The sequence below is a fragment of the Streptomyces sp. NRRL B-1347 genome (assembly GCF_000720325.1).
GTDB lineage: Bacteria > Actinomycetota > Actinomycetes > Streptomycetales > Streptomycetaceae > Streptomyces.
The window spans coordinates 57,195-81,398 of sequence record NZ_JOJM01000032.1 but is presented as its reverse complement, the minus strand read 5'-3'; the positions used below and the strand labels follow the sequence as shown (position 1 = coordinate 81,398).

General features: G+C 73.0%; 24 protein-coding genes. 17 read left to right on the top strand and 7 right to left on the bottom strand.

The features are described 5' to 3' along the window. The 4 genes from IG74_RS0125450 to tsaE all read left to right on the top strand — a co-directional run. Positions 1-1,230, top strand: a 1,230-nt coding sequence (locus tag IG74_RS0125450) for an NAD(P)H-hydrate dehydratase (RefSeq protein WP_051855369.1), incomplete at its 5' end; no start/stop codon positions are given. 492 nt (positions 1,231-1,722) lie between these two features. Then, complete coding sequence (alr, locus tag IG74_RS0125445; RefSeq protein WP_030681755.1) at positions 1,723-2,880, top strand: alanine racemase; 1,158 nt, start codon at positions 1,723-1,725, stop codon at positions 2,878-2,880. 13 nt (positions 2,881-2,893) lie between these two features. Beyond that, positions 2,894-4,093, top strand: a complete 1,200-nt coding sequence (locus IG74_RS46255; protein WP_037826043.1) for an alpha/beta fold hydrolase — start codon at positions 2,894-2,896, stop codon at positions 4,091-4,093. 10 nt (positions 4,094-4,103) lie between these two features. Continuing rightward, a complete protein-coding gene (gene tsaE, locus IG74_RS0125435; RefSeq protein WP_030681748.1) occupies positions 4,104-4,619 on the top strand; it encodes a tRNA (adenosine(37)-N6)-threonylcarbamoyltransferase complex ATPase subunit type 1 TsaE in 516 nt (171 codons plus the stop codon). Between the two features lie 431 nt (positions 4,620-5,050). On the opposite strand, the gene IG74_RS0125430 is transcribed toward tsaE, so the two are convergent. Further along, entirely contained in the window at positions 5,051-5,599 is a 549-nt protein-coding gene (locus IG74_RS0125430; RefSeq protein WP_030681745.1) for a hypothetical protein, read from the bottom strand. A gap of 102 nt (positions 5,600-5,701) precedes the next feature. On the opposite strand from IG74_RS0125430, the gene tsaB reads away from it, so the two are divergent. From tsaB to IG74_RS0125410, 4 genes are read left to right on the top strand one after another with little or no spacing between them, the layout of a single operon-like run. Continuing rightward, positions 5,702-6,367 carry a tRNA (adenosine(37)-N6)-threonylcarbamoyltransferase complex dimerization subunit type 1 TsaB gene (gene tsaB, locus IG74_RS0125425; protein ID WP_030681742.1) on the top strand — a complete coding sequence of 222 codons (666 nt, stop codon included), beginning with the start codon at positions 5,702-5,704 and terminating at the stop codon, positions 6,365-6,367. A 35-nt stretch (positions 6,368-6,402) separates the two neighbouring features. Further along, a complete protein-coding gene (gene rimI, locus IG74_RS0125420) occupies positions 6,403-6,954 on the top strand; it encodes a ribosomal protein S18-alanine N-acetyltransferase (protein WP_051855377.1) in 552 nt (183 codons plus the stop codon). Beyond that, the gene (gene tsaD / locus IG74_RS0125415; protein ID WP_030681735.1) at positions 6,947-8,056 is read left to right on the top strand and encodes a tRNA (adenosine(37)-N6)-threonylcarbamoyltransferase complex transferase subunit TsaD; all 1,110 of its coding nucleotides are present in this window, start codon (positions 6,947-6,949) and stop codon (positions 8,054-8,056) included. Before rimI ends, tsaD begins: the two co-directional genes overlap by 8 nt. Beyond that, positions 8,053-8,307, top strand: coding sequence for a hypothetical protein (locus IG74_RS0125410; protein WP_030681732.1), 255 nt, complete (start codon positions 8,053-8,055; stop codon positions 8,305-8,307). Before tsaD ends, IG74_RS0125410 begins: the two co-directional genes overlap by 4 nt. A 6-nt stretch (positions 8,308-8,313) precedes the next feature. On the opposite strand, the gene IG74_RS0125405 is transcribed toward IG74_RS0125410, so the two are convergent. Continuing rightward, positions 8,314-9,057 (bottom strand): TetR/AcrR family transcriptional regulator, encoded by a 744-nt coding sequence (locus IG74_RS0125405; protein WP_051855367.1) that lies wholly within the window; start codon positions 9,055-9,057, stop codon positions 8,314-8,316. Between the two features lie 75 nt (positions 9,058-9,132). On the opposite strand from IG74_RS0125405, the gene IG74_RS0125400 reads away from it, so the two are divergent. After that, a complete protein-coding gene (locus IG74_RS0125400) occupies positions 9,133-10,590 on the top strand; it encodes an MFS transporter (RefSeq protein ID WP_051855364.1) in 1,458 nt (485 codons plus the stop codon). 69 nt (positions 10,591-10,659) lie between these two features. Here the strand turns inward: IG74_RS0125400 and IG74_RS0125395 are convergent, their stop codons facing one another. Then, the gene (locus tag IG74_RS0125395) at positions 10,660-11,865 is read right to left on the bottom strand and encodes a THUMP-like domain-containing protein (protein WP_030681725.1); all 1,206 of its coding nucleotides are present in this window, start codon (positions 11,863-11,865) and stop codon (positions 10,660-10,662) included. Between the two features lie 90 nt (positions 11,866-11,955). On the opposite strand from IG74_RS0125395, the gene IG74_RS0125390 reads away from it, so the two are divergent. The 3 genes from IG74_RS0125390 (at position 11,956) to groL (ending at position 15,488) form a co-directional block, all read left to right on the top strand. Then, positions 11,956-12,897, top strand: a complete 942-nt coding sequence (locus tag IG74_RS0125390; protein WP_051855361.1) for a polysaccharide deacetylase family protein — start codon at positions 11,956-11,958, stop codon at positions 12,895-12,897. 494 nt (positions 12,898-13,391) lie between these two features. After that, positions 13,392-13,700 carry a co-chaperone GroES gene (gene groES, locus IG74_RS0125380; RefSeq protein ID WP_004955293.1) on the top strand — a complete coding sequence of 103 codons (309 nt, stop codon included), beginning with the start codon at positions 13,392-13,394 and terminating at the stop codon, positions 13,698-13,700. Positions 13,701-13,859: 159 nt separating this feature from the next. Further along, on the top strand, positions 13,860-15,488 hold the full coding sequence (groL, locus tag IG74_RS0125375; RefSeq protein ID WP_030681717.1) for a chaperonin GroEL: 1,629 nt from the start codon (positions 13,860-13,862) through the stop codon (positions 15,486-15,488). 113 nt (positions 15,489-15,601) lie between these two features. On the opposite strand, the gene IG74_RS0125370 is transcribed toward groL, so the two are convergent. Together IG74_RS0125370 and IG74_RS0125365 are read right to left on the bottom strand one after the other, a co-directional pair. Beyond that, positions 15,602-16,375, bottom strand: a complete 774-nt coding sequence (locus tag IG74_RS0125370; protein ID WP_030681714.1) for an SDR family NAD(P)-dependent oxidoreductase — start codon at positions 16,373-16,375, stop codon at positions 15,602-15,604. 80 nt (positions 16,376-16,455) lie between these two features. Continuing rightward, positions 16,456-17,124, bottom strand: a complete 669-nt coding sequence (locus IG74_RS0125365; RefSeq protein WP_030681712.1) for an MOSC domain-containing protein — start codon at positions 17,122-17,124, stop codon at positions 16,456-16,458. Positions 17,125-17,203: 79 nt separating this feature from the next. Here IG74_RS0125365 and IG74_RS0125360 point away from each other — a divergent pair, with 79 nt between their 5' ends. Then, positions 17,204-18,100, top strand: coding sequence for a LysR family transcriptional regulator (locus IG74_RS0125360; protein WP_030681710.1), 897 nt, complete (start codon positions 17,204-17,206; stop codon positions 18,098-18,100). Between the two features lie 195 nt (positions 18,101-18,295). Here IG74_RS0125360 and IG74_RS0125355 read toward each other — a convergent pair whose 3' ends face one another. Continuing rightward, entirely contained in the window at positions 18,296-18,622 is a 327-nt protein-coding gene (locus IG74_RS0125355; RefSeq protein WP_030681708.1) for a WhiB family transcriptional regulator, read from the bottom strand. A 388-nt stretch (positions 18,623-19,010) separates the two neighbouring features. Between IG74_RS0125355 and IG74_RS0125350 the strand changes: the two genes are divergently transcribed. The 4 genes from IG74_RS0125350 to IG74_RS0125335 all read left to right on the top strand — a co-directional run bounded on the left by IG74_RS0125350 (position 19,011) and on the right by IG74_RS0125335 (position 23,435). Next, positions 19,011-19,622, top strand: coding sequence for a response regulator transcription factor (locus tag IG74_RS0125350; protein ID WP_003948568.1), 612 nt, complete (start codon positions 19,011-19,013; stop codon positions 19,620-19,622). Between the two features lie 268 nt (positions 19,623-19,890). After that, positions 19,891-20,466, top strand: coding sequence for a sigma-70 family RNA polymerase sigma factor (locus IG74_RS0125345; RefSeq protein ID WP_030681702.1), 576 nt, complete (start codon positions 19,891-19,893; stop codon positions 20,464-20,466). 263 nt (positions 20,467-20,729) lie between these two features. After that, positions 20,730-22,238, top strand: coding sequence for an IMP dehydrogenase (gene guaB / locus IG74_RS0125340; RefSeq protein WP_030681698.1), 1,509 nt, complete (start codon positions 20,730-20,732; stop codon positions 22,236-22,238). Between the two features lie 72 nt (positions 22,239-22,310). After that, positions 22,311-23,435, top strand: coding sequence for a GuaB3 family IMP dehydrogenase-related protein (locus IG74_RS0125335; RefSeq protein WP_030681695.1), 1,125 nt, complete (start codon positions 22,311-22,313; stop codon positions 23,433-23,435). Between the two features lie 79 nt (positions 23,436-23,514). Here the strand turns inward: IG74_RS0125335 and IG74_RS0125330 are convergent, their stop codons facing one another. After that, positions 23,515-24,135 (bottom strand): hypothetical protein, encoded by a 621-nt coding sequence (locus tag IG74_RS0125330; protein ID WP_030681692.1) that lies wholly within the window; start codon positions 24,133-24,135, stop codon positions 23,515-23,517. Between the last annotated feature and the right edge of the window lie 69 nt (positions 24,136-24,204).

Here is a 24,204-nt window from a genome sequence, read left to right as displayed (position 1 = left end):
GTTGTCGACGGCTCGGGTGCCGGGGGCGGTGCGGGGTCCGGGTCCGGTGCCGGGTCCGCATCCGGGTCCGCGGCGGGTGGTGACGCCGCGTTCGACGCCCTGTCCCGTGCCGACCTCGTTCTCGACGGGATCGTCGGCATCGGCGGCAAGGGCGGCCTCCGGCCCGGTGCCGCCGAACTCGCCCGCGCCGCCGAGGAGTCCGGGGCCCTGGTCGTGGCCGTCGACCTGCCGAGCGGGGTCGACGCCGACACCGGCGAGGTGCGCGGCGCGGCCGTCCGCGCCGACGCGACCGTGACCTTCGGGACGTACAAGCCGGGGCTCCTCGTCGATCCCGCCCGGGAGTACGCCGGGGCCCTGCGGCTCGTGGACATCGGGCTCGGCGGCGAACTCTCCGCGTACGCGCCCGCGGTGGAGGCCCTGCAGTACGCCGACGTGGAGCGGCTCCTTCCGGAGCCGGGCGCGGACAGCGACAAGTACCGGCGCGGTGTCCTCGGCGTCGTCGCCGGGTCCGCCCGCTACCCGGGCGCGGCCGTCCTCGCCGTCGCCGGTGCGCTGCGCGGGGGCGCCGGGGCCGTGCGGTACGTGGGGCCCGCCGCGGACGCCGTCATCGCCCGCTTCCCCGAGGCGCTGGTGTCGGCCGGGCCCGTGCCCAAGGCCGGGCGCGTGCAGGCCTGGGTGGTGGGGCCGGGGCTCGGGGACGGGCACGGGGACGCGGGGCAGCGGCTGCGGGACGTGGTCGCCGCGGAGGTGCCCGTCCTCATCGACGCGGACGGGCTGCGGCTCGCCGACGCCTCGGCCGTGCGGGGGCGGGCGGCGCGGGGGGTGCCCACGCTGCTCACCCCGCACGCGGGGGAGGCGGCCGCGCTGCTCGGGGTGGGGCGGGCGGAGGTCGAGGCGGCCCGGCTTGACGCCGCGCGGGAGCTGGCCGGGCGGTATGCGGCCACGGTGCTGCTCAAGGGGTCGACGACGGTGGTCGCCGGGGCCGACGGGGGTGTCGTACGGGTCAATCCGACGGGGACCGCGTGGCTGGCCACGGCGGGGAGCGGGGACGTGCTGTCGGGGCTCGCGGGGGCGCTGCTCGCGGCGGGGCTCGGGGCTCGGGACGCGGGGGCCGTGGGGGCGTTTCTGCACGGGCTCGCGGGGCGGCTTGCGGCTGAGGGGGCGCCGGTGGGGGCGCAGGACGTAGCGGAGGCCCTTCCGGCGGCCTGGCGGGACGTGCGGCGGGGCTAGCGCCCGGTTTGCGTCCGGTTTGCGTCCCGTGCGGCGTCCGGGCTGGTGTGGCGCTGCCGCCTGCCGCCTGCCGCCTGCCGCCTGCCGGTGCGTCGTGGTGCGCCGGGCTTCTGTCGTGGGGCGGGGCCGCGCCGGTATGTCCGTCCTCGCCGTCATGTGTGCGGGACGGCTCCCCGCCCGGCGCGGTGCACTCGGGGTGCTGCGGGCGGACATACCGGCACGTCCCCTCACGTTTCGTCGGCGGCTTTCCGTCGGTGGTTCCGTCCGTTCCTCGTGTGGTGGCTGATGTAGCCCGTCCGGTGTTCGAGGACGAGCCCGCCCGTTTTGTTGGCGGCTTTCCGTCGGTGGTTCCGTCCGTTCCTCGTGCGGTGGCCGATGTAGCCCGTCCGGCGTTTGAGGACGAGCCCGCAGGGCGATCTCCGTTCCAGGCGCCCTCCGGCGTGTGGTGGCTCTCCGTCGGGGTTCTCTTCCGCTCTGAGAGACTGTTCGACGATGACTGATACTGCACTGCCGCGCGTGCGCGCCGAGATCGACCTCGCCGCCCTTCGGGCCAACGTGCGGACGCTGCGTGCTCATGCGCCCGGCGCCGCGTTCATGGCCGTCGTGAAGGCGGACGGGTATGGGCACGGGATGGTCCCGTGTGCCAAGGCCGCGCTGGACGCGGGCGCCGAGTGGGTCGGGACCGCCACGCCCGAGGAGGCGCTCGCGCTGCGGGCCGCGGGTGTCGGCGGGCGCGTCATGTGCTGGCTGTGGACGCCGGGGTCGCCCTGGCGCGAGGCCGTCGAGGCCGACGTGGACGTGTCGGTGAGCCGGGTGGGGGCGCTCGCCGAGGTCGTCGCGGCCGCGCGGGCCGTGCGGCGTACGGCCCGGGTGCAGCTCAAGGCCGACACCGGGCTCGGGCGCAACGGCTGCATGCCCGAGGACTGGCCGGAGCTCGTGGGCGAGGCCCTGCGGGCGGAGGCCGAAGGGCTGGTGAAGGTCACCGGACTGTGGTCGCACTTCGCCTGTGCCGACGAGCCGGGGCACCCCTCGATCGCGGCGCAGCTGAGTGCGTTCCACGAGATGGTCGGGTACGCCGAGGAGGCGGGGGTCCGCCCCGAGGTGCGGCACATAGCCAACTCCCCGGCCACGCTCACGCTGCCCGAGACGCACTTCGACCTGGTGCGGCCGGGCATCGCGATGTACGGGGTCTCGCCCAGCCCCGAGATCGGGACTCCGGAGGACTTCGGGCTGCGTCCGGTGATGACCGTCGCCGCGGCCCTGGCGCACGTGAAGCGCGCCCCGGCGGGGCACGGCGTGAGCTACGGGCACCACTACACGACTCCGGGCGAGACGACGCTCGGCCTGGTGCCCGCCGGGTACGGGGACGGCATCCCGCGGCACGCCTCCGGCGCGGGCCCGGTGCTCGTCGACGGCAAGTGGCGGACCGCCGCGGGGCGGATCGCCATGGACCAGTTCGTGGTGGACCTCGGCGGCGACGAGCCCGAGGTCGGCGCGGAGGCGGTGCTCTTCGGGCCCGGCGACCGCGGGGAGCCCACCGCCGAGGACTGGGCGCGGGCCGCGGGCACCATCGCGTACGAGATCGTGACCCGCATCGGTTCGCGGGTCCCGCGCGTCTATGTGAACGAGCGGCCGGGCACCGACGACTGAAGAGGAGCGGCACGTGGGCGAGGGCAGCACGGGGGCGGCCGCCGAGGTGGTCGAGGCGGTGGCGGGACGGCCGGGCGCGTCGGTGACGACCTGGCGGCGGGCCGGGATCGCGGGCGCCGCCATAGGAGTCATCGCGGCGGGCGCCGCCGCCGGGGTCGCCATCGAGCGGCTCACGGTCGGCCGGGGCATGCGCAAGAAGGCCCGTCTCGCCCTGGACGCCTCGGGCCCGTACGGCTCGCTGCGCGGCACGCCCGGCAAGGCGTACGCCGACGACGGCACGGAGCTCGCCTACGAGGTCGAAGAGGTCGGTGCGGAGAGTTCTCAGGCGGCGCGGCGGCGCCGGCTCTTCGGGCGGCGACCGCCCGCCCCCGTCACCGTCGTGTTCAGCCACGGCTACTGCCTCAGCCAGGACTCCTGGCACTTCCAGCGCGCCGCGCTGCGGGGCGTCGTCCGGGCCGTGTACTGGGACCAGCGCAGCCACGGGCGCTCGGGGCGCGGCGCGGCCCAGCTGCGCGACGGCGAGCCGGTCACCATCGACCGGCTCGGCCGGGACCTGAAGGCCGTCATCGACGCGGCCGCGCCCGAGGGGCCGCTGGTCCTCGTCGGGCACTCCATGGGCGGCATGACGACGATGGCCCTCGCCGACCAGTTCCCGGATCTGATCCGGGAGCGGGTGGTGGGCGTCGCGCTGGTCGGCACGTCCGCGGGCGGGCTCGGGGAAGTCAACTTCGGGCTCCCGGTGGCGGGGGTGAACGCCGTGCGGCGCGTGCTGCCCGGCGTCCTGCGGGCCCTCGGTTCGCAGGCCGAGCTCGTCGAGCGCGGGCGGCGGGCCACGTCCGACCTGTTCGCGGGCATCATCAAGCGGTACTCGTTCTCGTCGAAGGACATCGACCCGGCGGTCGCGCGGTTCGCGGAGCGGATGATCGAGTCCACGCCGATCGACGTGGTCGCGGAGTTCTACCCGGCGTTCACCGAGCACGACAAGGCGGACGCACTCAAGCACTTCACCGAGCTGCCCGTGCTCGTGCTCGCGGGCGACAAGGACCTGGTCACGCCGAGCGAGCACAGCGAGGTGATCGCCGATCTGCTGCCGGAGGCGGAGCTCGTCCTGGTGCCGGACGCCGGTCACCTGGTCATGCTGGAGCACCCGGAGGCGGTGACGGACCGCCTCGCGGATCTGCTGGCACGGACGGGCGCGGTCGGCACCGGTTAACGTGGGGCGCATGGAAGCACCGCACAGCCCGGCCGTCCCCGCCACCACCCTGAAGATCGCCGTCAACTCCCCGGAACAGATGGGTGAGTTGGGCCGCCGACTGGCCAAGGTCCTGCGCCCGGGTGATCTCGTCATGCTCACCGGTGAGCTCGGCGCGGGCAAGACGACGCTGACGCGCGGCCTCGGCGAGGGCCTCGGCGTGCGCGGCGCCGTCACCTCGCCGACGTTCGTCATCGCCCGGGTCCACCCGCCGCTCGGCGACGGCCCGGCCCTGGTGCACGTGGACGCGTACCGGCTCGGCGGCGGGCTCGACGAGATGGAGGACCTGGACCTCGACGTGTCCCTGCCGGACTCCGTGGTCGTCGTGGAGTGGGGCGACGGCAAGGTCGAGGACCTGTCGGACGACCGGCTGCACCTGCTCATCCACCGGGCCGTGGGAGACACCGCGGACGAGGGGCGCGAGGTGACCGTGCGGGGGATCGGGGCCCGCTGGCAGGACGCCGACCTGAGCGTTCTGGCCGTCTGAGGCCGCTCCGGCCGGATGCCGGATTCCGTCCGTTCTGCGCTGGGCGGGGATTGTTGCCGTCCACATTTTCCGACAAGGCGTCGGTAAGATGTTGCGTGGCGGGTGCCGGGCGTGTTCACATGGATACCGGTACTGGTTAGGTCTACCTAACCACGTCTGCTCCCGAAGCCCCAGGAGGCGTCCATGCCGGCTTCAGAACGAGACGTACGGCCCCGGCCGCAGGGGCTGGCGGCGCGGCCGTCCAGCTGCTCGATGAGTGAGCTGCTCGCATCGTGCGCCGCCGCGAGCGCCGTCTCCACGCCTCCGGCCGCCCCTGTGCCTCAGGAAGCCCCCGTGGAGGAACAGCCCTCGCAGCGGGACGCCGCCTGAGCGGGGCGCTTGGCGCCTGAGCGGGTGCGCGGCGCCTGAGCGGGCGCTTGAGGGCCGAGCGGCTACTTGACGACGATGACCGGGGTCTCGATGGTCGCGAAGTCCCACATCGCGTTGCCGTCCTCGCGGGACGAGCGGATGCCGCCGGTCTTCTTCGCGGGGTCCGGCTTCTCCGTGGAGCCGTTGAGCGCCGCGCTGAACCCGACCGTTATGCCGTCGACCGTCGTGAAGCGCACGACGTGCTCGATCTGCCTGCCGTCCGAACCGGTGACCTGACCCTGGCGCGACGTGACCTCGTACGTGCCGGGCTCCGGGTCGACGGTGCTCGGCGTGACCTTGTACGTGCGCTTCGCCTTGCCGGAGTCGCCGACCAGCCACACCCGGTCGCCCGCCAGCGAGTACACGACCCGCTTGCCGGTGCCCGAGCGGTCGGGAAGCGCAAGCCCGCCGCCCTTGCCCTTGGGGGACTTCGTGGGGGTCGTGGGGGACTTGTCCGGCCGCGCGTTCAGGTCGTCGGGCGCGCTCGCGGAGGCCTGGTAGGCGAGGAATCCGACCACGGCGAGGGCGGCGGCGGTGAGCCCGGCCACGAATCCCGAGCTGGTCCTGGACACTGAGCCACCTTCCCTACGTACGGCTATGGAGTGACGGTAGCAGCAGGCGCACCCGCGGCCGGTGCGGCCGTGCGCGGGGCCTCGGAGCCGTAGGCTGTTCGCGTGCTCTTGCTCGCTCTGGATACCGCAACCCCCGCCGTCACCGTCGCGCTGCACGACGGCACGGCCTCCATCGGAACCGTCGCCGAGTCGAGTCAGGTCGACGCGCGCCGCCACGGCGAGCTGCTGCTGCCCGCCGTCGACCGCGTCCTCGCCGACGCGGGCGTGGGACTCGACGCGGTCACCGCCGTCGTCGTCGGGGTGGGCCCCGGGCCGTACACCGGACTGCGGGTGGGCCTGATGACGGCCGACACCTTCGGCCTCGCGCTCGGCGTGCCCGTGTACGGGGTGTGCACGCTCGACGGGCTGGCGTACGCCTCCGGGATCGAGGACGGCCCGTTCGTCGTGGCCACGGACGCGCGCCGCAAGGAGGTCTACTGGGCCCGGTACGACGACGCGCGCACCCGCGTCTCGGGGCCCGCCGTGGACCGGCCCGCCGACATCGCCGAGCAGGTCGCAGGGCTTCCGGCCGTCGGCGCGGGCGCCACGCTCTACCCGGAGACCTTCCCCGACGCCCGCGGGCCCGAGCACGTGGCGGCCGCGGCCCTGGCCGCCCTCGCCGCCGAGAAGCTGGCCGCGGGCGAGGAGCTCCTGGAGCCGCGCCCGCTGTACCTGCGCCGCCCGGACGCGCAGGTGCCCAAGAACTACAAGGTGGTCACCCCCAAGTGACCACCGTGACGACCCACGCCGCCGTGCTGCGCGAGATGCGCTGGTGGGACATCGATCCCGTCCTCGCCCTGGAGAAGGAGCTCTTCCCGGAGGACGCCTGGTCGCGCGGCATGTTCTGGTCCGAGCTCGCGCACGCGCGCGGTCCGGGCTCGACGCGCCGCTACCTGGTGGCGTACGACGGCGAGCGTCTCGTCGGGTACGGCGGGCTCGCGGTCGCGGGCACCGACTCCGACGGCGGCGACGCGCTGGCCGCCGACGTGCAGACCATCGCCGTGGCCCGGGACCAGTGGGGCACCGGGCTCGGCGCGCGGCTGCTCACCGAGCTCCTCCGGCACGCGACCGCCTTCGAGGCCACCGAGGTGATGCTCGAGGTGCGCGTGGACAACACCCGGGCGCAGAAGCTGTACGAGCGCTTCGGCTTCGAGCCGATCGGCTTCCGGCGCGGCTACTACCAGCCGGGGAACGTGGACGCGCTGGTGATGCGCCTCTCGGACCCGTCAGCCCTGTCGCGAGCCCCGCACCCCTCCCCGAACGGCCGGGCCGACGGCCCCGTGAACGGCGTACAAGGAACCGAGATCCATGGCTGACCTCCGCGACGAGCCCCTCGTCCTCGGTATCGAGACCTCCTGCGACGAGACCGGCGTCGGCATCGTGCGCGGCACCACGCTGCTCGCCGACGCCGTCGCCTCCAGCGTCGACGAGCACGCGCGCTTCGGCGGCGTCGTGCCCGAGGTCGCCTCGCGGGCGCACCTGGAGGCGATGGTGCCGACCATCCAGCGCGCCCTGAAGGACGCGGGGGTGAGCGCGAAGGACCTCGACGGGATCGCCGTCACCGCGGGGCCCGGCCTCGCGGGCGCGCTGCTCGTCGGCGTCTCGGCCGCGAAGGCGTACGCGTACGCGCTCGGCAAGCCGCTGTACGGCGTGAACCACCTGGCCTCGCACATCTGCGTGGACCAGCTGGAGCACGGTGCGCTGCCCGAGCCGACGATGGCGCTCCTGGTGTCCGGCGGGCACTCCTCGCTGCTGCTCTCCACCGACATCACCTCCGACGTCCGGCCGCTCGGCGCGACCATCGACGACGCCGCGGGCGAGGCCTTCGACAAGATCGCGCGGGTGCTGAACCTGGGCTTCCCCGGCGGCCCCGTCATCGACCGGTACGCGCGCGAGGGCGACCCCGAGGCGATCGCCTTCCCGCGCGGTCTGACCGGCCCGCGCGACCCGGCGTACGACTTCTCCTTCTCCGGCCTGAAGACGTCCGTGGCGCGCTGGATCGAGGCCAAGCGGGCCGCGGGCGAGGACGTGCCGGTGCGGGACGTGGCCGCGTCCTTCCAGGAGGCGGTCGTCGACGTGCTCACCCGCAAGGCGGTCAAGGCCTGCAAGGACGAGGGCGTCGACCACCTGATGATCGGCGGCGGCGTCGCGGCCAACACCCGGCTGCGGGCGCTCGCCCAGGAGCGGTGCGAGCGGGCGGGCATCCGCCTCCGGGTGCCGCGGCCCAAGCTGTGCACGGACAACGGCGCGATGGTCGCGGCCCTCGGCGCGGAGATGGTGGCGCGCAACCGGCCGGCGTCGGACCTGGGGCTCTCGGCGGACTCCTCGCTTCCGGTCACGGAGCCGCACGTGCCGGGCGCGCACGCCCACGACCACGACCACGTGCACGAGGTCAGCAAGGACAACCTCTACTCATGAGCGTCGCGCTGATGTGGGAGGCCCGCGCCGCCGAGGGGCGCGGGCCCGAGCTGCTCGCCTGGGCGCGGGCCCAGGAGCTGGCGGCGGCGCCGGTGCGCCGCGAGACGTTCCGGGCGCCCCAGGACCGCGTCCTCGTGATCACCTGGTGGGACGCCGCGTACGACGCCGAGCTGCCGGAACTGCCCGAGCCGCCCGGGGACCTGGTGTCCCGGGCACCGCACCGCTGGCGCTTCGAGCAGGTCGACTCCTAGGCCCGCTCAGCGGTCCTTCGCGGCGGTCCCCGTTCCCGGGGCCCCGGTCGCCCGGGCCCCGCTCAGCAGTCCGTCGATCACGGCTGCCAGCTGGCGGCCGATGTCGTACGTCCCGGCGATCTCCTCCCAGCGCGGGGCCAGCGGTGTCACATGGGGCAGCTCGGCGGCGTCCGCCGCGGTGAGCATGTCGGGGAAGTACCGCTTGCGCTCGGGCTCCTCGGCGCGGCGCGCCATCGCGCGCCGGAACACCAGGTCGCCGTACACGCAGTGCCAGATGGTGCGGTAGGCGTGCACCGCCTCCTCGGGCGTGAGGCCGCACGCGACGCCCGAGCCGATGATCTCGTCGACCATCCACATCGCGCCCTTGTCGCTGAGGTCGCCGAGGCTCAGGACCTCCACGACCCACGGCAGCCGCAGCAGCACGCCGTGCATGTGCAGGGACACGGCGAGCAGCCGGTCGCGCGGGTCGGCGGGCAGCTCCGGGCGCGGCAGCGTGGCGGCGGTCCCGGCCAGGGCGAGCATCAGGAGCTCGTCCTTGTCGCGCACGTGGTGGTAGAGCGCCATGGGCGTGGCCCCGATCTCCTTGGCGACCCGCCGCATGCTCAGGGCCGCGACGCCCTCCTCCTGGAGGATGCGCCGCGCCACGTCGACGATCGCCTCCGGCTCGATGCGGCGCGGCCGCCCGACCCGTCGCTTCCGCCCGGCCGCGCCGGGCTCCGGGGGTTCTTCCGCATTCGCTTCGGCTGCCACGGCCTCATTGTCGCGCCCTGTTGGGCCTTTCTGACCCTTGCTTATTTTCTATACGCGTATAGTAATCTGCGACGCATGACGCACTCGGCCACGACGGGAGCCGCGCGCGGCTCGCTGCTGCTGCCCGTCCTCCTCACCGTGCAGTTCCTCGTCTCCCTCGACGTCTCCGTCGTCAACATCGCCCTGCCCGACGTGGGCAGGGACCTCGGCTTCGCGCCCGAGTCGCTGACCTGGGTCGTCAACGCCTACGCGCTCGCGTTCGGCGGGCTGCTCATGCTCGGCGGGCGGCTCGCCGACCTCATGGGGCGCCGCCGCACGCTCGTCGCCGGGTTCCTGGTCTTCGGCGCCGCGAGCCTCGTGGGCGGCCTCGCGCAGAGCCCGGGGCAGCTCGTCGCGGCACGGGCCGTGCAGGGCGCGGGCGCCGCCGCCCTCGCGCCGGTGGCGCTCGCGCTGATCACCGTGCACTACGCGGAGGGCCGGGCCCGGGCGCGGGCGCTCGGCCTGTGGGGCGCCTCGGGCGCGCTCGGCGGCGCCGTCGGCGTCATGGCGGGCGGGCTGCTCACCGACTGGGCGGGCTGGCGCTCGGTGATGCTGATCAACGTCCCGGTCGTCCTCGCCGCGCTCGCCGCCACCCGGTCCGGGGTCCCCGCCGACCGCCGCGTCTCCGCCGGGCCGCGCCCGGACGTCGTCGGCGCCCTCCTGGTCACCGCGGGCACGTCCGCCCTCGTCCTCGGCCTGGTCCGCTCCGAGAGCCACGGCCTGGGCTCGGCCGGCACCCTCGGGACGCTCGCCGCGGCCGTCGCGCTGCTCGCCGCCTTCTGCGCCGTGGAGATACGCGGCGAGCGGCGCGCCCGGCAGCCGCTGCTCCGCCTCGGCCTGCTCACGCACCGGCCGGTGCTCGCCGCGAACGTCTTCGCGCTCCTGATGTCCGCCGGTCAGTTCGCCGCGTTCTACTTCACCTCGCTCTACCTCCAGGAGGTCATGGCGTACGCGCCCACGCGCGCGGGAGTGGCCTTCCTGCCGTTCTGCGTGGGCGTCGTCGCGGGCACGGTCGTCGCGACCCGCACGGTCGGCCGGGTCGGCGCGCGGGTGCTGCTGGTGGCGGGCGGGCTGCTCGGCGCCGCCGGGTTCGCGTGGTTCGCGCTGGCCGTCGAGGCGGGCGGCACCTTCGCCGGCTCCGTCCTCGGCCCCTCCCTGGTGGCCAGCGTCGGCATCGGCCTGTGCTTCGTCCCCCTCGGCACGTCCGCGACCTCCGGGGTGGCGCCGGGGGAGACCGGCATGGCGTCGGGCCTTCTCAACAGCTCGCGGCAGCTGGGGGGTTCCATCGGCCTCGCGGTCCTCGTGGCCGTCGCGGCGAGCTCCACGGGGGCGGGCCGCGCGGGCCTCGCGGACGGCTATGCCACGGCGTTCGCGGTGGCGGCGGCGCTGCTCGCGGCGGCAGCGGTGGCGGCGGGGGTGCTGCACGGGGGCGCCGGGCGGGCCGAGGGCACGCAACCGCGGCCGCGGCAGCGATCCAGCCCGTCCGGCGTTTGAGGACGAGGCCGCAGGCCGATGAACCCGGGGCAGGGCGGCAGGGGGCAGGGGGCAGGGGGGCAGGCGGCCTCAGCGGGCCGGGTGGCCCACCAGCATCGTGGGAGCCCCGGCGACCCGCGTGAGGAAGACCGTCGCGGAGCCGGGCCCGCGGGGCTTCACCTTGCGGCGCAGCTCCTCCGGCTCCACGGCCGAGCCCCGCTTCTTGACCGTGAGCACGCCGACCTCCCGCTCCCGCAGCAGCGCCTTCAGCTTCTTCACGTTGAACGGCAGCTGGTCCGTGATCTCGTACGCGCTGGCGTAGGGCGTCGCGCGGGCCACGTCGGAGGTGACGTAGGCGATCGTCTCGTCGACGAGCCCGCCCTCGACCCGCGCGGCGACCTCCGCGACGAGATGGGCGCGGATGACGGCGCCGTCGGGCTCGTACAGATAGCGCCCGACGGGGCGTACGGCAGGGTCCGGAAGCATCGTCGCGCGCCCCGCGCACAGGGTCGCGCCCCCCGGCAGAAGGGTGGCCCGGTGCGAGCTGGGCGCGTCGGTGCCGAACCACAGCACCGCCTCCTTCACGTCCCCGCCGTCCGAGATCCACTCGGCCTCCGCCTCCTCGGGCACCGCCTCGTGCGGGATGCCGGGGGCGATCTTCAGTGCCGCGCGGGGAGCCTTGCGGGCGGCGGCCACGGCCCAGGACAGCGGCGGGGAGTAGGCCTCCGGGTCGAAGATGCGGCCGCGGCCGCCGCGCCGCGCGGGGTCCACGAACACCGCGTCGTACCCGGCCGTGTCCACCTCCGTGACATCCGCCTCGCGGACCTCGATGAGGTCGTCCAGGCCGAGGGCCGTGGCGTTGGCGCGCGCGACCGCGCAGGTCAGCGGGTCGCGATCGACGGCGAGGACCTCGATCCCGGCGCGGGCGAGCGCGATCGCGTCGCCGCCGATGCCGCAGCACAGGTCGGCGATCCGCCGCACGCCGAGCTCCTTGAACCGCTCCGCCCGGTAGGTCGCGACGGACGTGCGCGTGGACTGCTCGACGCCGTTCGGCGTGAAGAACATCCGCGCGGCGTCCCCGGCGCCGAACTTCGCCACCGCCCGCTGCCGCAGGCGGGCCTGGGCGAGCGCCGAGGAGACCAGGTCGGCGGGGTGGTCGCGGCGCAGCCGGGTCGCGACCGCGAGTTCCTCGGCGGGTTCGACGTCCCGTACGGCGTCGAGGAGGGCGGCGCCCTCGGCGGTGAGGAGCGCGGCGAAGGCCGTCGTGGCGGGCTGCGGATCGTGCGGAGCGTTCACCGGCCCATTGTGGGCCAGTCGGTGGAAGGTGCGCGTCCGGCAGCGGTGTCGAGCCCTCGCCAGGCCCGTGAACTGCGAGGATCCGACGCCATGCGACTAGTACGACAAAATGGAAATTCAGCAGGAAAGGCGAAGAAGCGGGTGCTGCTCGCCCTCGCCGCGCTCGGTGTCGGCGCGGTCGCCTCGGGCTGCGCGGCGGACCCGGGCGCGGGCTCGGAGCGCGAGCGCGGCGCACCCGCCGCGCACGGCCAGCAGCCCCGGCTCGCCCCGCCCGCCCAGGCCCTGCGCGAGTACGCCCAGCGGCTGCGCGCGAGCCAGGCCGCGCGGGCCGCCGCGGCGAAGCGCTGGGGCCTCGCGAAGCCGCCGCTCGCGGCGCCCGCGGGGCCCGCCGCCAAGCCGCGCCTCACCACGCGCAAGGGCTTCGAGGTGCGGGGGCAGGAGGAGCTGCCGCCGGTGTTCACCACGGTCCCGACCAAGGACAAGGTCGTCTTCCTGACCGTCGACGACGGCGCCGAGAAGGACCCGGCCTTCCTGCGGATGATGAGCGACCTGAAGATCCCGTACACCGCGTTCCTCAGCGACTACCTGGTCAAGGAGGACTACGGCTACTTCAAGCGGATGCGGGACCACGGCGTCGCGCTGAACAACCACACCCTCAACCACCGCTATCTGCCCGGCCTTTCGTACGAGGCCCAGCGGCACGAGATCTGCGGCATGCAGGACGTCATCGAGCGGCGGTACGGCAAGCGCCCCGAGCTCTTCCGGCCGCCGTACGGCAACTACAACCGCGACACCCTGCGCGCCGCCAGGTCCTGCGGCGTCAAGGCGGTGCCGCTGTGGGCCTCCGAGGGCTTCGCCGACCACATGGAGTGGCGCGAATGGGACAAGGACCTGCACCCCGGCGACATCATCCTCACGCACTTCCGGGGCCGCGGGGACTGGAAGGGCACGATGCCCGACATGGTCCGTACGGTCCTGAAGACGGTCACCGACAGGGGGTACGCGGTGGCCCGCCTGGAGGACTACCTGTGAGGCGCGCCGCCACCGCGGCGAGCGCCCTGCTGCTCCTCCTGCTGACGGGCTGCGCCCAGTCGGTGGACCCGATCGAGAGGCTGGGCAGGAAGGCGGCCGAGAAGATGTCTCCTGGCTGTGCCGGGCGGCCGTTGGCCGGACCCCGGGCGGAGAGGCCGCCCTCCGGGCGGAGCCCCGGCGCCCCCGAGCTCCGCGCGGAACCCACCCGCCCCGTGAAACGTTGCCCGAAGGAGTCCCCGCCCACGGCCTCGCCCAGAGCCCCGCGCTAGCCCCTCGCCCGTCCCTCGCGGAGGGGAAACCTGCCGAGCCGGCGGCAGTCAATTGGCACTCCGCTTGACCGAGTGCTAATCGCCGTCCTAGTCTCGGGCCTGGCACTCCCACCTGGAGAGTGCCAGAAGCGACGGGCAGGTCCGGCACCCGCGACGACGGATCGACCTGGTCGCCACCTCTAGATCAGTTAACCCCGCGAGATCTCCGAAGGGGGAGGTCGGATCGTGACGACCGCCAGCTCCAAGGTTGCCATCAAGCCGCTCGAGGACCGCATTGTGGTCCAGCCGCTCGACGCCGAGCAGACCACGGCCTCTGGCCTGGTTATCCCGGACACCGCGAAGGAGAAGCCCCAGGAGGGCGCCGTCCTCGCCGTGGGCCCGGGCCGCTTCGAGAACGGCGAGCGCCTGCCGCTCGACGTGAAGGTCGGCGACGTCGTGCTCTACAGCAAGTACGGCGGCACCGAGGTGAAGTACAACGGCGACGAGTACCTGGTGCTCTCCGCCCGTGACGTGCTCGCGATCATCGAGAAGTGATCGAGCGCTAGTCGCCTGCTTCACCCAGCAGATTTGTTTCGCGCTGCGCCCCTGGTCACCCCGCTGATTGCCGGGCGGCGAGGGGCGTAGTTCGTTGCTGCATCTTTCCCGGGGGTCCTCCGGATCCCCTGAGTTTTCCGAGAGGGCTGAACCGCTCCCATGGCGAAGATCCTGAAGTTCGACGAGGACGCCCGTCGCGCCCTTGAGCGCGGCGTCAACAAGCTTGCCGACACCGTCAAGGTGACGATCGGCCCCAAGGGCCGCAACGTCGTCATCGACAAGAAGTTCGGCGCCCCGACCATCACCAACGACGGCGTCACCATCGCCCGTGAGGTCGAGGTCGAGGACCCGTACGAGAACCTCGGCGCCCAGCTGGTGAAGGAGGTGGCGACCAAGACCAACGACATCGCTGGTGACGGCACCACCACCGCCACCGTGCTCGCCCAGGCCCTGGTCAAGGAAGGCCTGCGCAACGTTGCCGCCGGTGCATCCCCGGCCGCCCTGAAGAAGGGCATCGACGCCGCCGTCAAGGCCGTCTCCGACGAGTTGCTCGCCACCGCGCGGCCGATCGACGACAAGTCCGACATCGCCGCCGTGGCCGGGCTCTCCGCCCAGGACCAGCAGGTCGGCGAGCTCATCGCCGAGGCGATGGACAAGGTCGGCAAGGACGGTGTCATCACCGTCGAGGAGTCCAACACCTTCGGTCTCGAGCTGGACTTCACCGAGGGCATGGCCTTCGACAAGGGCTACCTGTCGCCGTACTTCGTGACGGACCAGGAGCGCATGGAGGCCGTCCTCGAGGACCCGTACATCCTCATCCACCAGGGCAAGATCTCCTCCATCCAGGACCTGCTCCCGCTCCTGGAGAAGGTCATCCAGGCCGGCGCCTCGAAGCCGCTCCTGATCATCGCCGAGGACGTCGAGGGCGAGGCCCTCTCGACCCTCGTCGTGAACAAGATCCGCGGCACCTTCAACGCCGTCGCGGTGAAGGCCCCCGGCTTCGGCGACCGCCGCAAGGCGATGCTCGGCGACATGGCCACCCTCACCGGCGGCACCGTCGTCGCCGAGGAGGTCGGCCTCAAGCTCGACCAGGTCGGCCTGGACGTGCTCGGCTCCGCCCGCCGCGTGACGATCACCAAGGACGACACCACCATCGTCGACGGCGGCGGCAACGCCGGTGACGTCGAGGGCCGCGTCGCCCAGATCAAGGCCGAGATCGAGTCCACCGACTCCGACTGGGACCGCGAGAAGCTCCAGGAGCGCCTCGCGAAGCTGGCCGGCGGCGTGTGCGTGATCAAGGTCGGCGCCGCCACCGAGGTGGAGCTGAAGGAGAAGAAGCACCGCCTGGAGGACGCCATCTCCGCGACCCGCGCCGCGGTCGAGGAGGGCATCGTCTCCGGTGGTGGCTCCGCGCTCGTCCACGCCGCCAAGGTCCTCGAGGGCAACCTCGACCTGGCCGGCGACGAGGCCACCGGTGTCGCGGTCGTCCGCAGCGCCGCCGTCGAGCCGCTGCGCTGGATCGCCGAGAACGCCGGCCTCGAGGGCTACGTCATCACCACCAAGGTGGCGGAGCTGGAGAAGGGCCACGGCTTCAACGCCGCGACCGGCGAGTACGTCGACCTGGTCAAGGCCGGCGTCATCGACCCGGTCAAGGTGACGCGCTCCGCCCTGGAGAACGCCGCCTCCATCGCCTCCCTGCTGCTCACGACCGAGACCCTGGTCGTCGAGAAGCCGGCCGAGGACGAGGCCGACGCCGGGCACGGCCACGGTCACGGCCACTCCCACTGAGCGTGACCTGAGTCGCTCTGCCGACTCGGGCTGACCGAAGGCCCGGCTCCCCGTCGCGGGGGGCCGGGCCTTCGCGTTCCCGGGGCGCCTCCGACCGGTCTGCTGCAACCGGCCTACTTCGGGCCGTACTTCCGTCCGGTCCGCGACGTCACCCCGCCGAGCAGGGCGCGCGGCGTCACCTTCACCACGCCCATCATGGCCTTGTAGCGGGGGTCCGGCACGGAGAGGGCCTTGCCGCGGGCCAGGTCGGTGAGGGCGGTGGCGACGAGCTTGTCCGCGTCGAGCCACATCCACTTGGGGATGTTGTCCGTGCCCATGCCCGCCCGCTCGTGGAACTCGGTGCGCACGAAGCCGGGGCACAGGGCCATGAGACGCACCCCGGACCCGGCCAGGTCGCGCGCCGCGCCCTGGGTGAACTGCGCGATCCACGCCTTCGACGCCCCGTAGGTGCCGCGCGGCACGAAGGCGGCCACCGACGCCACGTTCACGACGCCTCCTCGCCCGCGCTCCCGCATCGCCTCCGTCGCCGCCGAGGTCAGCCGGAGCACCGCTTCGCAGTGCACCTTCAGCATCGTCAGCTCATCGGCGAGCGAGACCTCCAGATAGCGGCCCTTGTTGGCGAAGCCCGCGTTGTTGACGAGCAGGTCGACCGGGTCGCGGCGGTTGCCGAGCCGCTGCTCGACGGCCGTGATCCCGTCCTCCGTGGCGAGGTCCGCCGTCAGCACCTCCACCTCGATCCCGTGCCGGTCGTGCAACTCGGTCGCCTGCTCCCGCAGCCGCTTCGTGTCGCGCGCCACCAGGACGAGGTTGTGGCCGTCCGTGGCCAGGCGCCGTGCGAAGGCCGCGCCGATCCCTGAGGTCGCACCCGTGATGAGAGCCGTAGTCATGGACCAAGGCTAGTGAGGCCGGAGCCACCCCCGCGCCACGCGCCCCGCGAGGGGCGCCCGCGCGGGCGCCCCGGCGTGCGTCAACCGCCGTGCTTCTCCAGGTACTTGAGGGCCTTCTCCGTCGCCTCGGGGTGCAGCGCGTCCCCCGCGGCGAGCAGCCGCGGCAGCAGCGCGCGCTCCGCGGTCACCGCCCTGAACTGCAGGGCGACGGTGACGTCGTGGTCCGGCCGGTACGCGATCTCGATCGCGTCACCCGTCTGGATCTCGCCCGGTTCGAGCACCCGCAGATACGCGCCGGGCCGCAGCGCCTGGGTGAACCGCCGCACCCAGGACTGCTCGTCCATGTGCCCCTGGAACGTACGGCAGGGGATGCGGGAGGAGGTGACCTCGAGGAGCAGCTCCGCGCCGACGCGCCAACGCTCGCCGATCAGCGCGCCGTTCACGTCGACGCCGGTCGTCGTGAGGTTCTCGCCGAACATGCCGTTGCGCAGCTCGCGGCCGAGCTCCCGCCCCCACTCGTCGAGGTCCTCGCGCGCGAACGCGTACACCGCCTGGTCGTTGCCGCCGTGGTGGCGCCGCTCTCCGATCGAGTCGCCCGCGAGCCCGCTGCCGCCGATCCCCTTGGGACCCGGAGCCGTCACCCGAACGGGTCCGTCCACGGGCTGTTTGTCGATCCCGGTGAGGTTGCCGGGGGAGTTGGTGTACGGGACGGACTTCGGTCGGCCCACATTCACGGAGAGAAGCTTCATGCGGTCAGGCTAAGGGAGCGTGCTCAAAGCAGCTACGCAATATTGTGCATTGATCCCAAGGGTCGCTTATGCTCGAAGCATGATCGAGGCCCGTCATCTTCGTGTCCTGCGCGCCGTGGCCGCCACCGGCTCCTTCTCGGCCGCGGCCCGCGAGCTCGGCTGTACCCAGCCCGCCGTCAGCCAGCAGATGAAGGCCCTGGAGGGGTCCACGGGCACTCCGCTGCTCATCCGCACGGGCCGCGAGATGCGCCTCACGCAGGCGGGTGAAGCCCTGGTCAGGCATGCCGCGGGCATCCTCGCCGGGCTCACCGCCGCCGAGGAGGAGGTCGCCGCGATCGCGGGCTTGCGCGCGGGCCGGGTCCGGCTCGTCTCCTTCCCCAGCGGCTCCTCCACGCTCGTCCCCGGCGCCCTCGCCGCCCTGCGCGCCGCCCACCCCGGCACCCGAGTCTCCCTGGAGGAGGCCGAGCCGCCGCGCTCGGTGGAGATGCTCCGCGAGGGCGACTGCGACGTGGCCCTCGCCTTCCGGTACGAGGGGGCGGGCGCCGCCGAGGAGTGGGACGACCTCGTCGTACGGCCCCTGCTCGCCGACCGGCTCGTCGGCCTGGTGCCGGAGGGGCACCGCCTGGCGAAGGCGGACGCCGTCACCATCGGCGAGCTGGCCGACGAGTCGTGGATCGCGGGCTGCCCGCGCTGCCGCCGCCAGCTCGTCGAGGTCTGCCGGGGCGCGGGCTTCGAGCCCCGCATCGACTTCGCGACCGACGACTACCCGGCGGTGATCGGCCTGGTCGGCGCGGGGCTGGGCGTCGCGGTCCTGCCCGAGCTCGCCCTGGAGTCGGTGCGTCCCAAGGGGGCCCGCGCGGTGGTGGTGGAGCCCGCCGTGCGCCGGGAGATCGTCGCGCTCACGCTGCCGGACCTGGCCCAGGTGCCGGCGGTCGCGGCGACCCTCGACCGGCTGGCCCGCGCCGCCGAACGCTGAGCGCGCGGCGAGCGCCGGACCCCCGACGCCGAGCGCCCCGCCGAGCAGCGAGCGCCCCGCCGCCGTGCGGGGCGCTCCGCTTCTTGCGCGCTGCCGCACGCGCTCGTTCTTGCGCGCTTCCGCACGCGCTCGGCGTACGGAAGCGGCGTACGCGCTACTGCTCGCGCGCTTCAGAGGAAACGTTCCTTCTCGATGTCAGGGTGCGGCGGCGCCCCCGCCCCCGGCGGGCGCCGCGACCAGTCGGTTGCGCGCGCGCCCCATCAGCTCTTCCCGCTCGTCCTCCGTGAGGCCGCCCCACACGCCGTACGGCTCCCGTACGGCGAGCGCGTGCGCGGCGCACTCCGCGCGCACCGGGCAGCGCATGCAGACCTCTTTGGCCGAGTTCTCGCGCGCGCTCCGTGCCGCGCCGCGCTCGCCCTCCGGGTGGAAGAAGAGCGAGCTGTCCACCCCACGGCAGGCCGCGAGGAGCTGCCAGTCCCACAGATCTGCGTTCGGTCCGGGGAGGCGGGAGAAATCTGCCATTGCGTGTCTCCTGGTAGCCGTCGTGACGCGGATACGGTGCCCATGACCGTACATCTACTGTCTAAGGAGATGAAAATATGACTCATTGCGAATCTAGCTACAGACACCGTGAAAAGGGAAGAAAAGCCGCTAAATGGGGCATAGCCCGCATAGGCCTCAGCAGGGGTATGTGCTGTTTCATGCCGCCTGTGCCGTGTCCGCGCCCTCACGTAGAGTGCCGAAGGCGGCAGTCCGACCCGTAACTCTTTCGAGTGACCATCGTTGAGAGTGCGGAGGCGGTTGAAACAACAAGTGCTCGGGCAGGTGTCCGAGTGCGTCAACCGCACAGGTGACGACTTGTACCAGCCTGGAGGCTCAAGGTGACGCGCATCAGCTGCGGAGGACGGCCATGACATCCGTCCTCGTCTGCGACGACTCCCCGCTCGCCCGAGAGGCGCTGCGCCGCGCGGTCGCGACCGTGCCCGGCGTGGAGCGCGTGACGACAGCGGCCAACGGCGAGGAAGTCCTCCGCCGCTGGGGCGCCGACCGCTCGGACCTGATCCTGATGGACGTACGCATGCCCGGACTGGGCGGCGTCGAGACCGTGCGGCGGCTGCTCTCCGCCGACCCCGGCGCGCGCATCATCATGCTCACCGTCGCCGAGGACCTGGACGGGGTCGCGCTCGCGGTCGCCGCGGGCGCCCGCGGCTATCTGCACAAGGACGCCTCGCGCGCCGAGCTGCGCGCGACCGTGACCCAGGCCCTCGCCGACCCGACCTGGCGGCTCGCGCCGCGGCGGCTGAGGTCGGCCGAGATGGGGGCCGCTCCCACGCTCACCGCGCGGGAGATCCAGGTCCTGGAGGGCATGAGCCACGGCCGGTCCAACGCGGAGATCGGGCGCGAGCTCTTCCTCTCCGAGGACACGGTGAAGACGCACGCCAGGCGGCTGTTCAAGAAGCTCGGCGCCTCGGACCGCGCACACGCGGTGGCGCTCGGCTTCCGCTGGGGCCTGGTCCGCTAGCCGGGCTGTCGCGGGGGGCATGGAGTTCCCCGTCCGCCGTGCGGCGGACGGGGCCATGGGCACCCGCAACCGCCCGCCGCGGGAGCGGCTTGTGGCGCTTCGCCGCCGATGCCGCATCCTTGAAGGTGTGGAGTTCCTTGGGGACGAGTCGGCCGAGCGCAAGGGGAGGGTGCGGGAGATGAGTTTCGGCGCACCTGCTCATAACGCTTCGGTGCACAACTATGGACGCGGTGCCACAGATCAGTCAGCGCCGAGGCACCATGGACCGATGCGCGAGGACAAGACGACGGTGATCGGTGCCCTCGTCCTTCGCGCTGTCGAGGGCGACGAGCAGGCCACGCACGACCTCCTGGCCCATGTGCACCCCCTCGCCCTGCGCTACTGCCGCACCCGGCTCTCCCGACTCCCGGGTGACGCCCGCCACTTCGTGGAGGACCTCGCACAGGAGGTCTGTGTCGCGGTCCTGCTCGCGCTGCCGCGCTACCGCGACACCGGGCGGCCCTTCGAAGCCTTCGTCTTCGCCATCGCCGCGCACAAGGTCGCGGACCTCCAGCGGGCGGCGATGCGCCACCCGGGGTCGACCGCCGTGCCCTCGGACGAGATGCCCGAGCGGCCCGACGACTCCCTCGGGCCCGAGGAGCGGGCGCTGCTCAGCAGCGACGCGGAATGGGCCAAGAAGCTCCTGGCGAACCTCCCGGAGAACCAGCGCGAGCTGCTGCTGCTCCGCGTCGCCGTGGGCCTCACCGCCGAGGAGACCGGGCAGATGCTGGGCATGTCGCCCGGCGCGGTCCGGGTGGCGCAGCACCGCGCGCTGAGCCGTCTGCGGGCCCTGGCCGAGCAGTAGGCCTTCCCGCGCCCCGGCGTGTCGCCCTCGCTCTCGCTCGCGCTGAAACCCCCTGTGGCAGGGATCTCTTTTCCGCCGCGACGGCACCTCGTGCGACGGCGCGGTCCTCCGGCGCCGGGCGCAACACGGCCGACCAGGGGCCTTGGGGCTGCCTCTGTAGGAACCTATGAAGCCGTGGGCCGCCGGGAACTGTGGAATGAGAGAGCCACGCTTCCCGTTAGCATGGACATCCGCACCGATCAAGGCCATTTGGGGAAGGTGTCATGACTGCAAACGTCGACGGAGTGCCCGAGAAATTCGCGACACTCGGGCTGACCTACGACGACGTGCTGCTGCTGCCGGGCGCGTCGGACATGGCGCCCGGTGACATCGACACCGCCTCGTACGTCTCGAAGAACGTCCGGGTGAACGTCCCGCTGCTCTCGGCCGCGATGGACAAGGTCACCGAGTCCCGCATGGCCATCGCCATGGCCCGCCAGGGCGGCGTCGGCGTACTGCACCGGAACCTGTCGATCGCCGACCAGGCGAACCAGGTCGACCTGGTCAAGCGCTCCGAGTCCGGCATGGTGACGGACCCCATCACCGTGCACCCGGACGCCACGCTCGCCGAGGCCGACGCGATCTGCGCCAAGTTCCGCATCAGCGGCGTCCCGGTGACCGACGGCGCGGGCAAGCTGCTCGGCATCGTCACCAACCGCGACATGGCCTTCGAGGCGGACCGCTCCCGCCAGGTGCGCGAGGTCATGACGCCGATGCCGCTGGTCACCGGCAAGGTCGGCATCTCGGGCGTGGACGCCATGGAGCTGCTGCGCCGCCACAAGATCGAGAAGCTGCCGCTGGTCGACGACAGCGGCGTCCTCAAGGGCCTCATCACGGTCAAGGACTTCGTGAAGGCCGAGAAGTACCCGAACGCCGCGAAGGACTCCGAGGGCCGCCTGATCGTCGGTGCCGCCGTCGGCGTCGCCGGTGACGCCTTCGACCGCGCCCAGGCCCTGATCGAGGCGGGCGTCGACTTCATCGTCGTCGACACCGCGCACGGCCACTCCCGCCTGGTCGGCGACATGGTCGCCAAGATCAAGTCGAACTCCGGCGGCGTCGACGTCATCGGCGGCAACATCGCCACCCGTGACGGCGCCAAGGCCCTCATCGACGCCGGTGTCGACGGCATCAAGGTCGGCGTCGGCCCCGGCTCCATCTGCACCACCCGCGTCGTCGCCGGCATCGGCGTACCGCAGGTAACGGCCATCTACGAAGCGTCGCTCGCCGCCAAGGAAGCCGGTGTCCCGGTGATCGGCGACGGCGGCCTGCAGTACTCCGGTGACATCGCCAAGGCCCTCGTCGCGGGCGCGGACACGGTCATGCTCGGCTCGCTGCTCGCGGGCTGCGAGGAGTCCCCGGGCGAGCTGCTCTTCATCAACGGCAAGCAGTTCAAGTCGTACCGCGGCATGGGCTCCCTCGGCGCCATGCAGTCCCGCGGCGACCAGCGGTCCTTCTCCAAGGACCGGTACTTCCAGGAGGGCGTCGCCTCCGACGAGAAGCTGGTTCCCGAGGGCATCGAGGGCCAGGTGCCCTACCGCGGCCCGCTGTCCGCGGTCGTGCACCAGCTGGTGGGCGGTCTGCGCCAGTCGATGTTCTACGTGGGCGGCCGTACGGTCCCCGAGCTCCAGGAGCACGGCCGGTTCGTACGGATCACGTCGGCGGGCCTCAAGGAGAGCCACCCGCACGACATCCAGATGACCGTCGAGGCACCGAACTACAGCCGCAACAAGTAGCGGCCACGCGCGCGTGTCGGGGATACTGGAACGGCATACGGAGTGCCGTAGGAAAGCTGAAGGGCCACACACGTGACTGAGATCGAGATCGGGCGCGGCAAGCGCGGCCGCCGGGCGTACGCCTTCGACGACATCGCCGTCGTACCGAGTCGGCGCACCCGCGACCCGAAGGAGGTCTCGATCGCCTGGCAGATCGACGCCTACCGCTTCGAGCTGCCCTTCCTCGCGGCCCCCATGGACTCCGTGGTGTCGCCGTCGACCGCCATCCGCATCGGCGAGCTCGGCGGCCTCGGCGTGCTGAACCTCGAAGGCCTGTGGACGCGGTACGAGGACCCGCAGCCGCTGCTCGACGAGATCGGGGAGCTGCCGGCCGAGGCCGCGACGCGCCGCCTCCAGGAGATCTACGCCGCGCCCATCAAGGAAGAGCTCATCGGGCAGCGCATCAAGGAGGTGCGTGACGCCGGTGTCGTGACCGCCGCCGCGCTCTCCCCGCAGCGCACCGCGCAGTTCTCCAAGGCCGTCGTGGACGCGGGCGTGGACATCTTCGTGATCCGCGGCACGACCGTGTCGGCCGAGCACGTCTCGGGCGCCGCCGAGCCGCTGAACCTGAAGCAGTTCATCTACGAGCTGGACGTCCCGGTGATCGTCGGTGGCTGCGCCACGTACACGGCCGCCCTGCACCTGATGCGCACCGGCGCGGCCGGCGTCCTCGTCGGCTTCGGCGGCGGCGCCGCCCACACCACGCGCAACGTCCTGGGCATCCAGGTCCCGATGGCCACCGCCGTGGCCGACGTCGCCGCCGCCCGCCGCGACTACATGGACGAGTCCGGCGGCCGCTACGTCCACGTCATCGCGGACGGCGGCGTGGGCTGGTCGGGCGACCTGCCGAAGGCCATCGCCTGCGGCGCGGACGCCGTGATGATGGGCTCCCCGCTCGCGCGCGCCACGGACGCGCCCGGCAAGGGCCACCACTGGGGCATGGAGGCCGTCCACGAGGACGTGCCGCGCGGCAAGAAGGTCGACCTGGGCACGGTCGGCACGACCGAGGAGATCCTCACCGGTCCTTCGCACATCCCGGACGGCTCGATGAACTTCTTCGGCGCCCTGCGCCGCGCGATGGCCACGACGGGCTACAGCGAGCTCAAGGAGTTCCAGCGCGTCGAGGTGACGGTGGCGGACTCGCAGCACAAGCGGTGACGTCGCACGGCGCTTGAACAGCGCGAAGGGGCCCGGTCCGCCAGCAGGCGGGCCGGGCCCCTTCGCGTGTGCGTGCGCTCTACTGCGCGGCGCGCTTGGCGCCACCGAAGGCGGCCACCGCGGCTATCGCGAAGAACACGAAGGTCATCGCGTCGGCGTCTTCCTTCCAGCCCTTCTGGAGGGCGTCGAAGTGGTCGAAGAACACCGTCGAGAAGCTGGTGTGGAACTTGTCGGAGATGACCATGGCGGCGCCGACCAGCTGCCCCAGGTAGACGGCACCGAGGGACAGGGCGGCCGAGATCACCGCGAGGGCGGGGTTGCGGCCCCCGACCTTGCCCGTGGCGAGGCCCACGACGAAGCCGACACCCACGGCCGCCCAGCCGATCTCGTGCTCCGTGGCACCGATGACGGCACCGTAGATCCCGGCCGAGACGAGCGCGGTCACGAGGGCGACGACGATGCCGAGGCCCACGTTGTCCCGGGTGGGAGCGGGCGGCGCGGGCACCGTGTACGGGGGCTGGAAGCCTTGCTGCTGCTGCGGGAAGGCGGCGTACGGCTGCTGGGGCTGCTGGCCGTAGGGCTGCGAGCCGTACGGCTGCTGGGGCTGCTGCTGGGGGTAGCCGTAACCCGGCTGGCCGTACGGCTGCTGGGGTTGTTGCGGGTGGCCGTACGGCTGGCCTGGCGGCGTGGGCTGCGTCATGTGGATTCCCCCTGGGACACGAGAGTGCACTGGTGTGCGGTATTGGCTGGATCCGCACGGTAGCAGCAG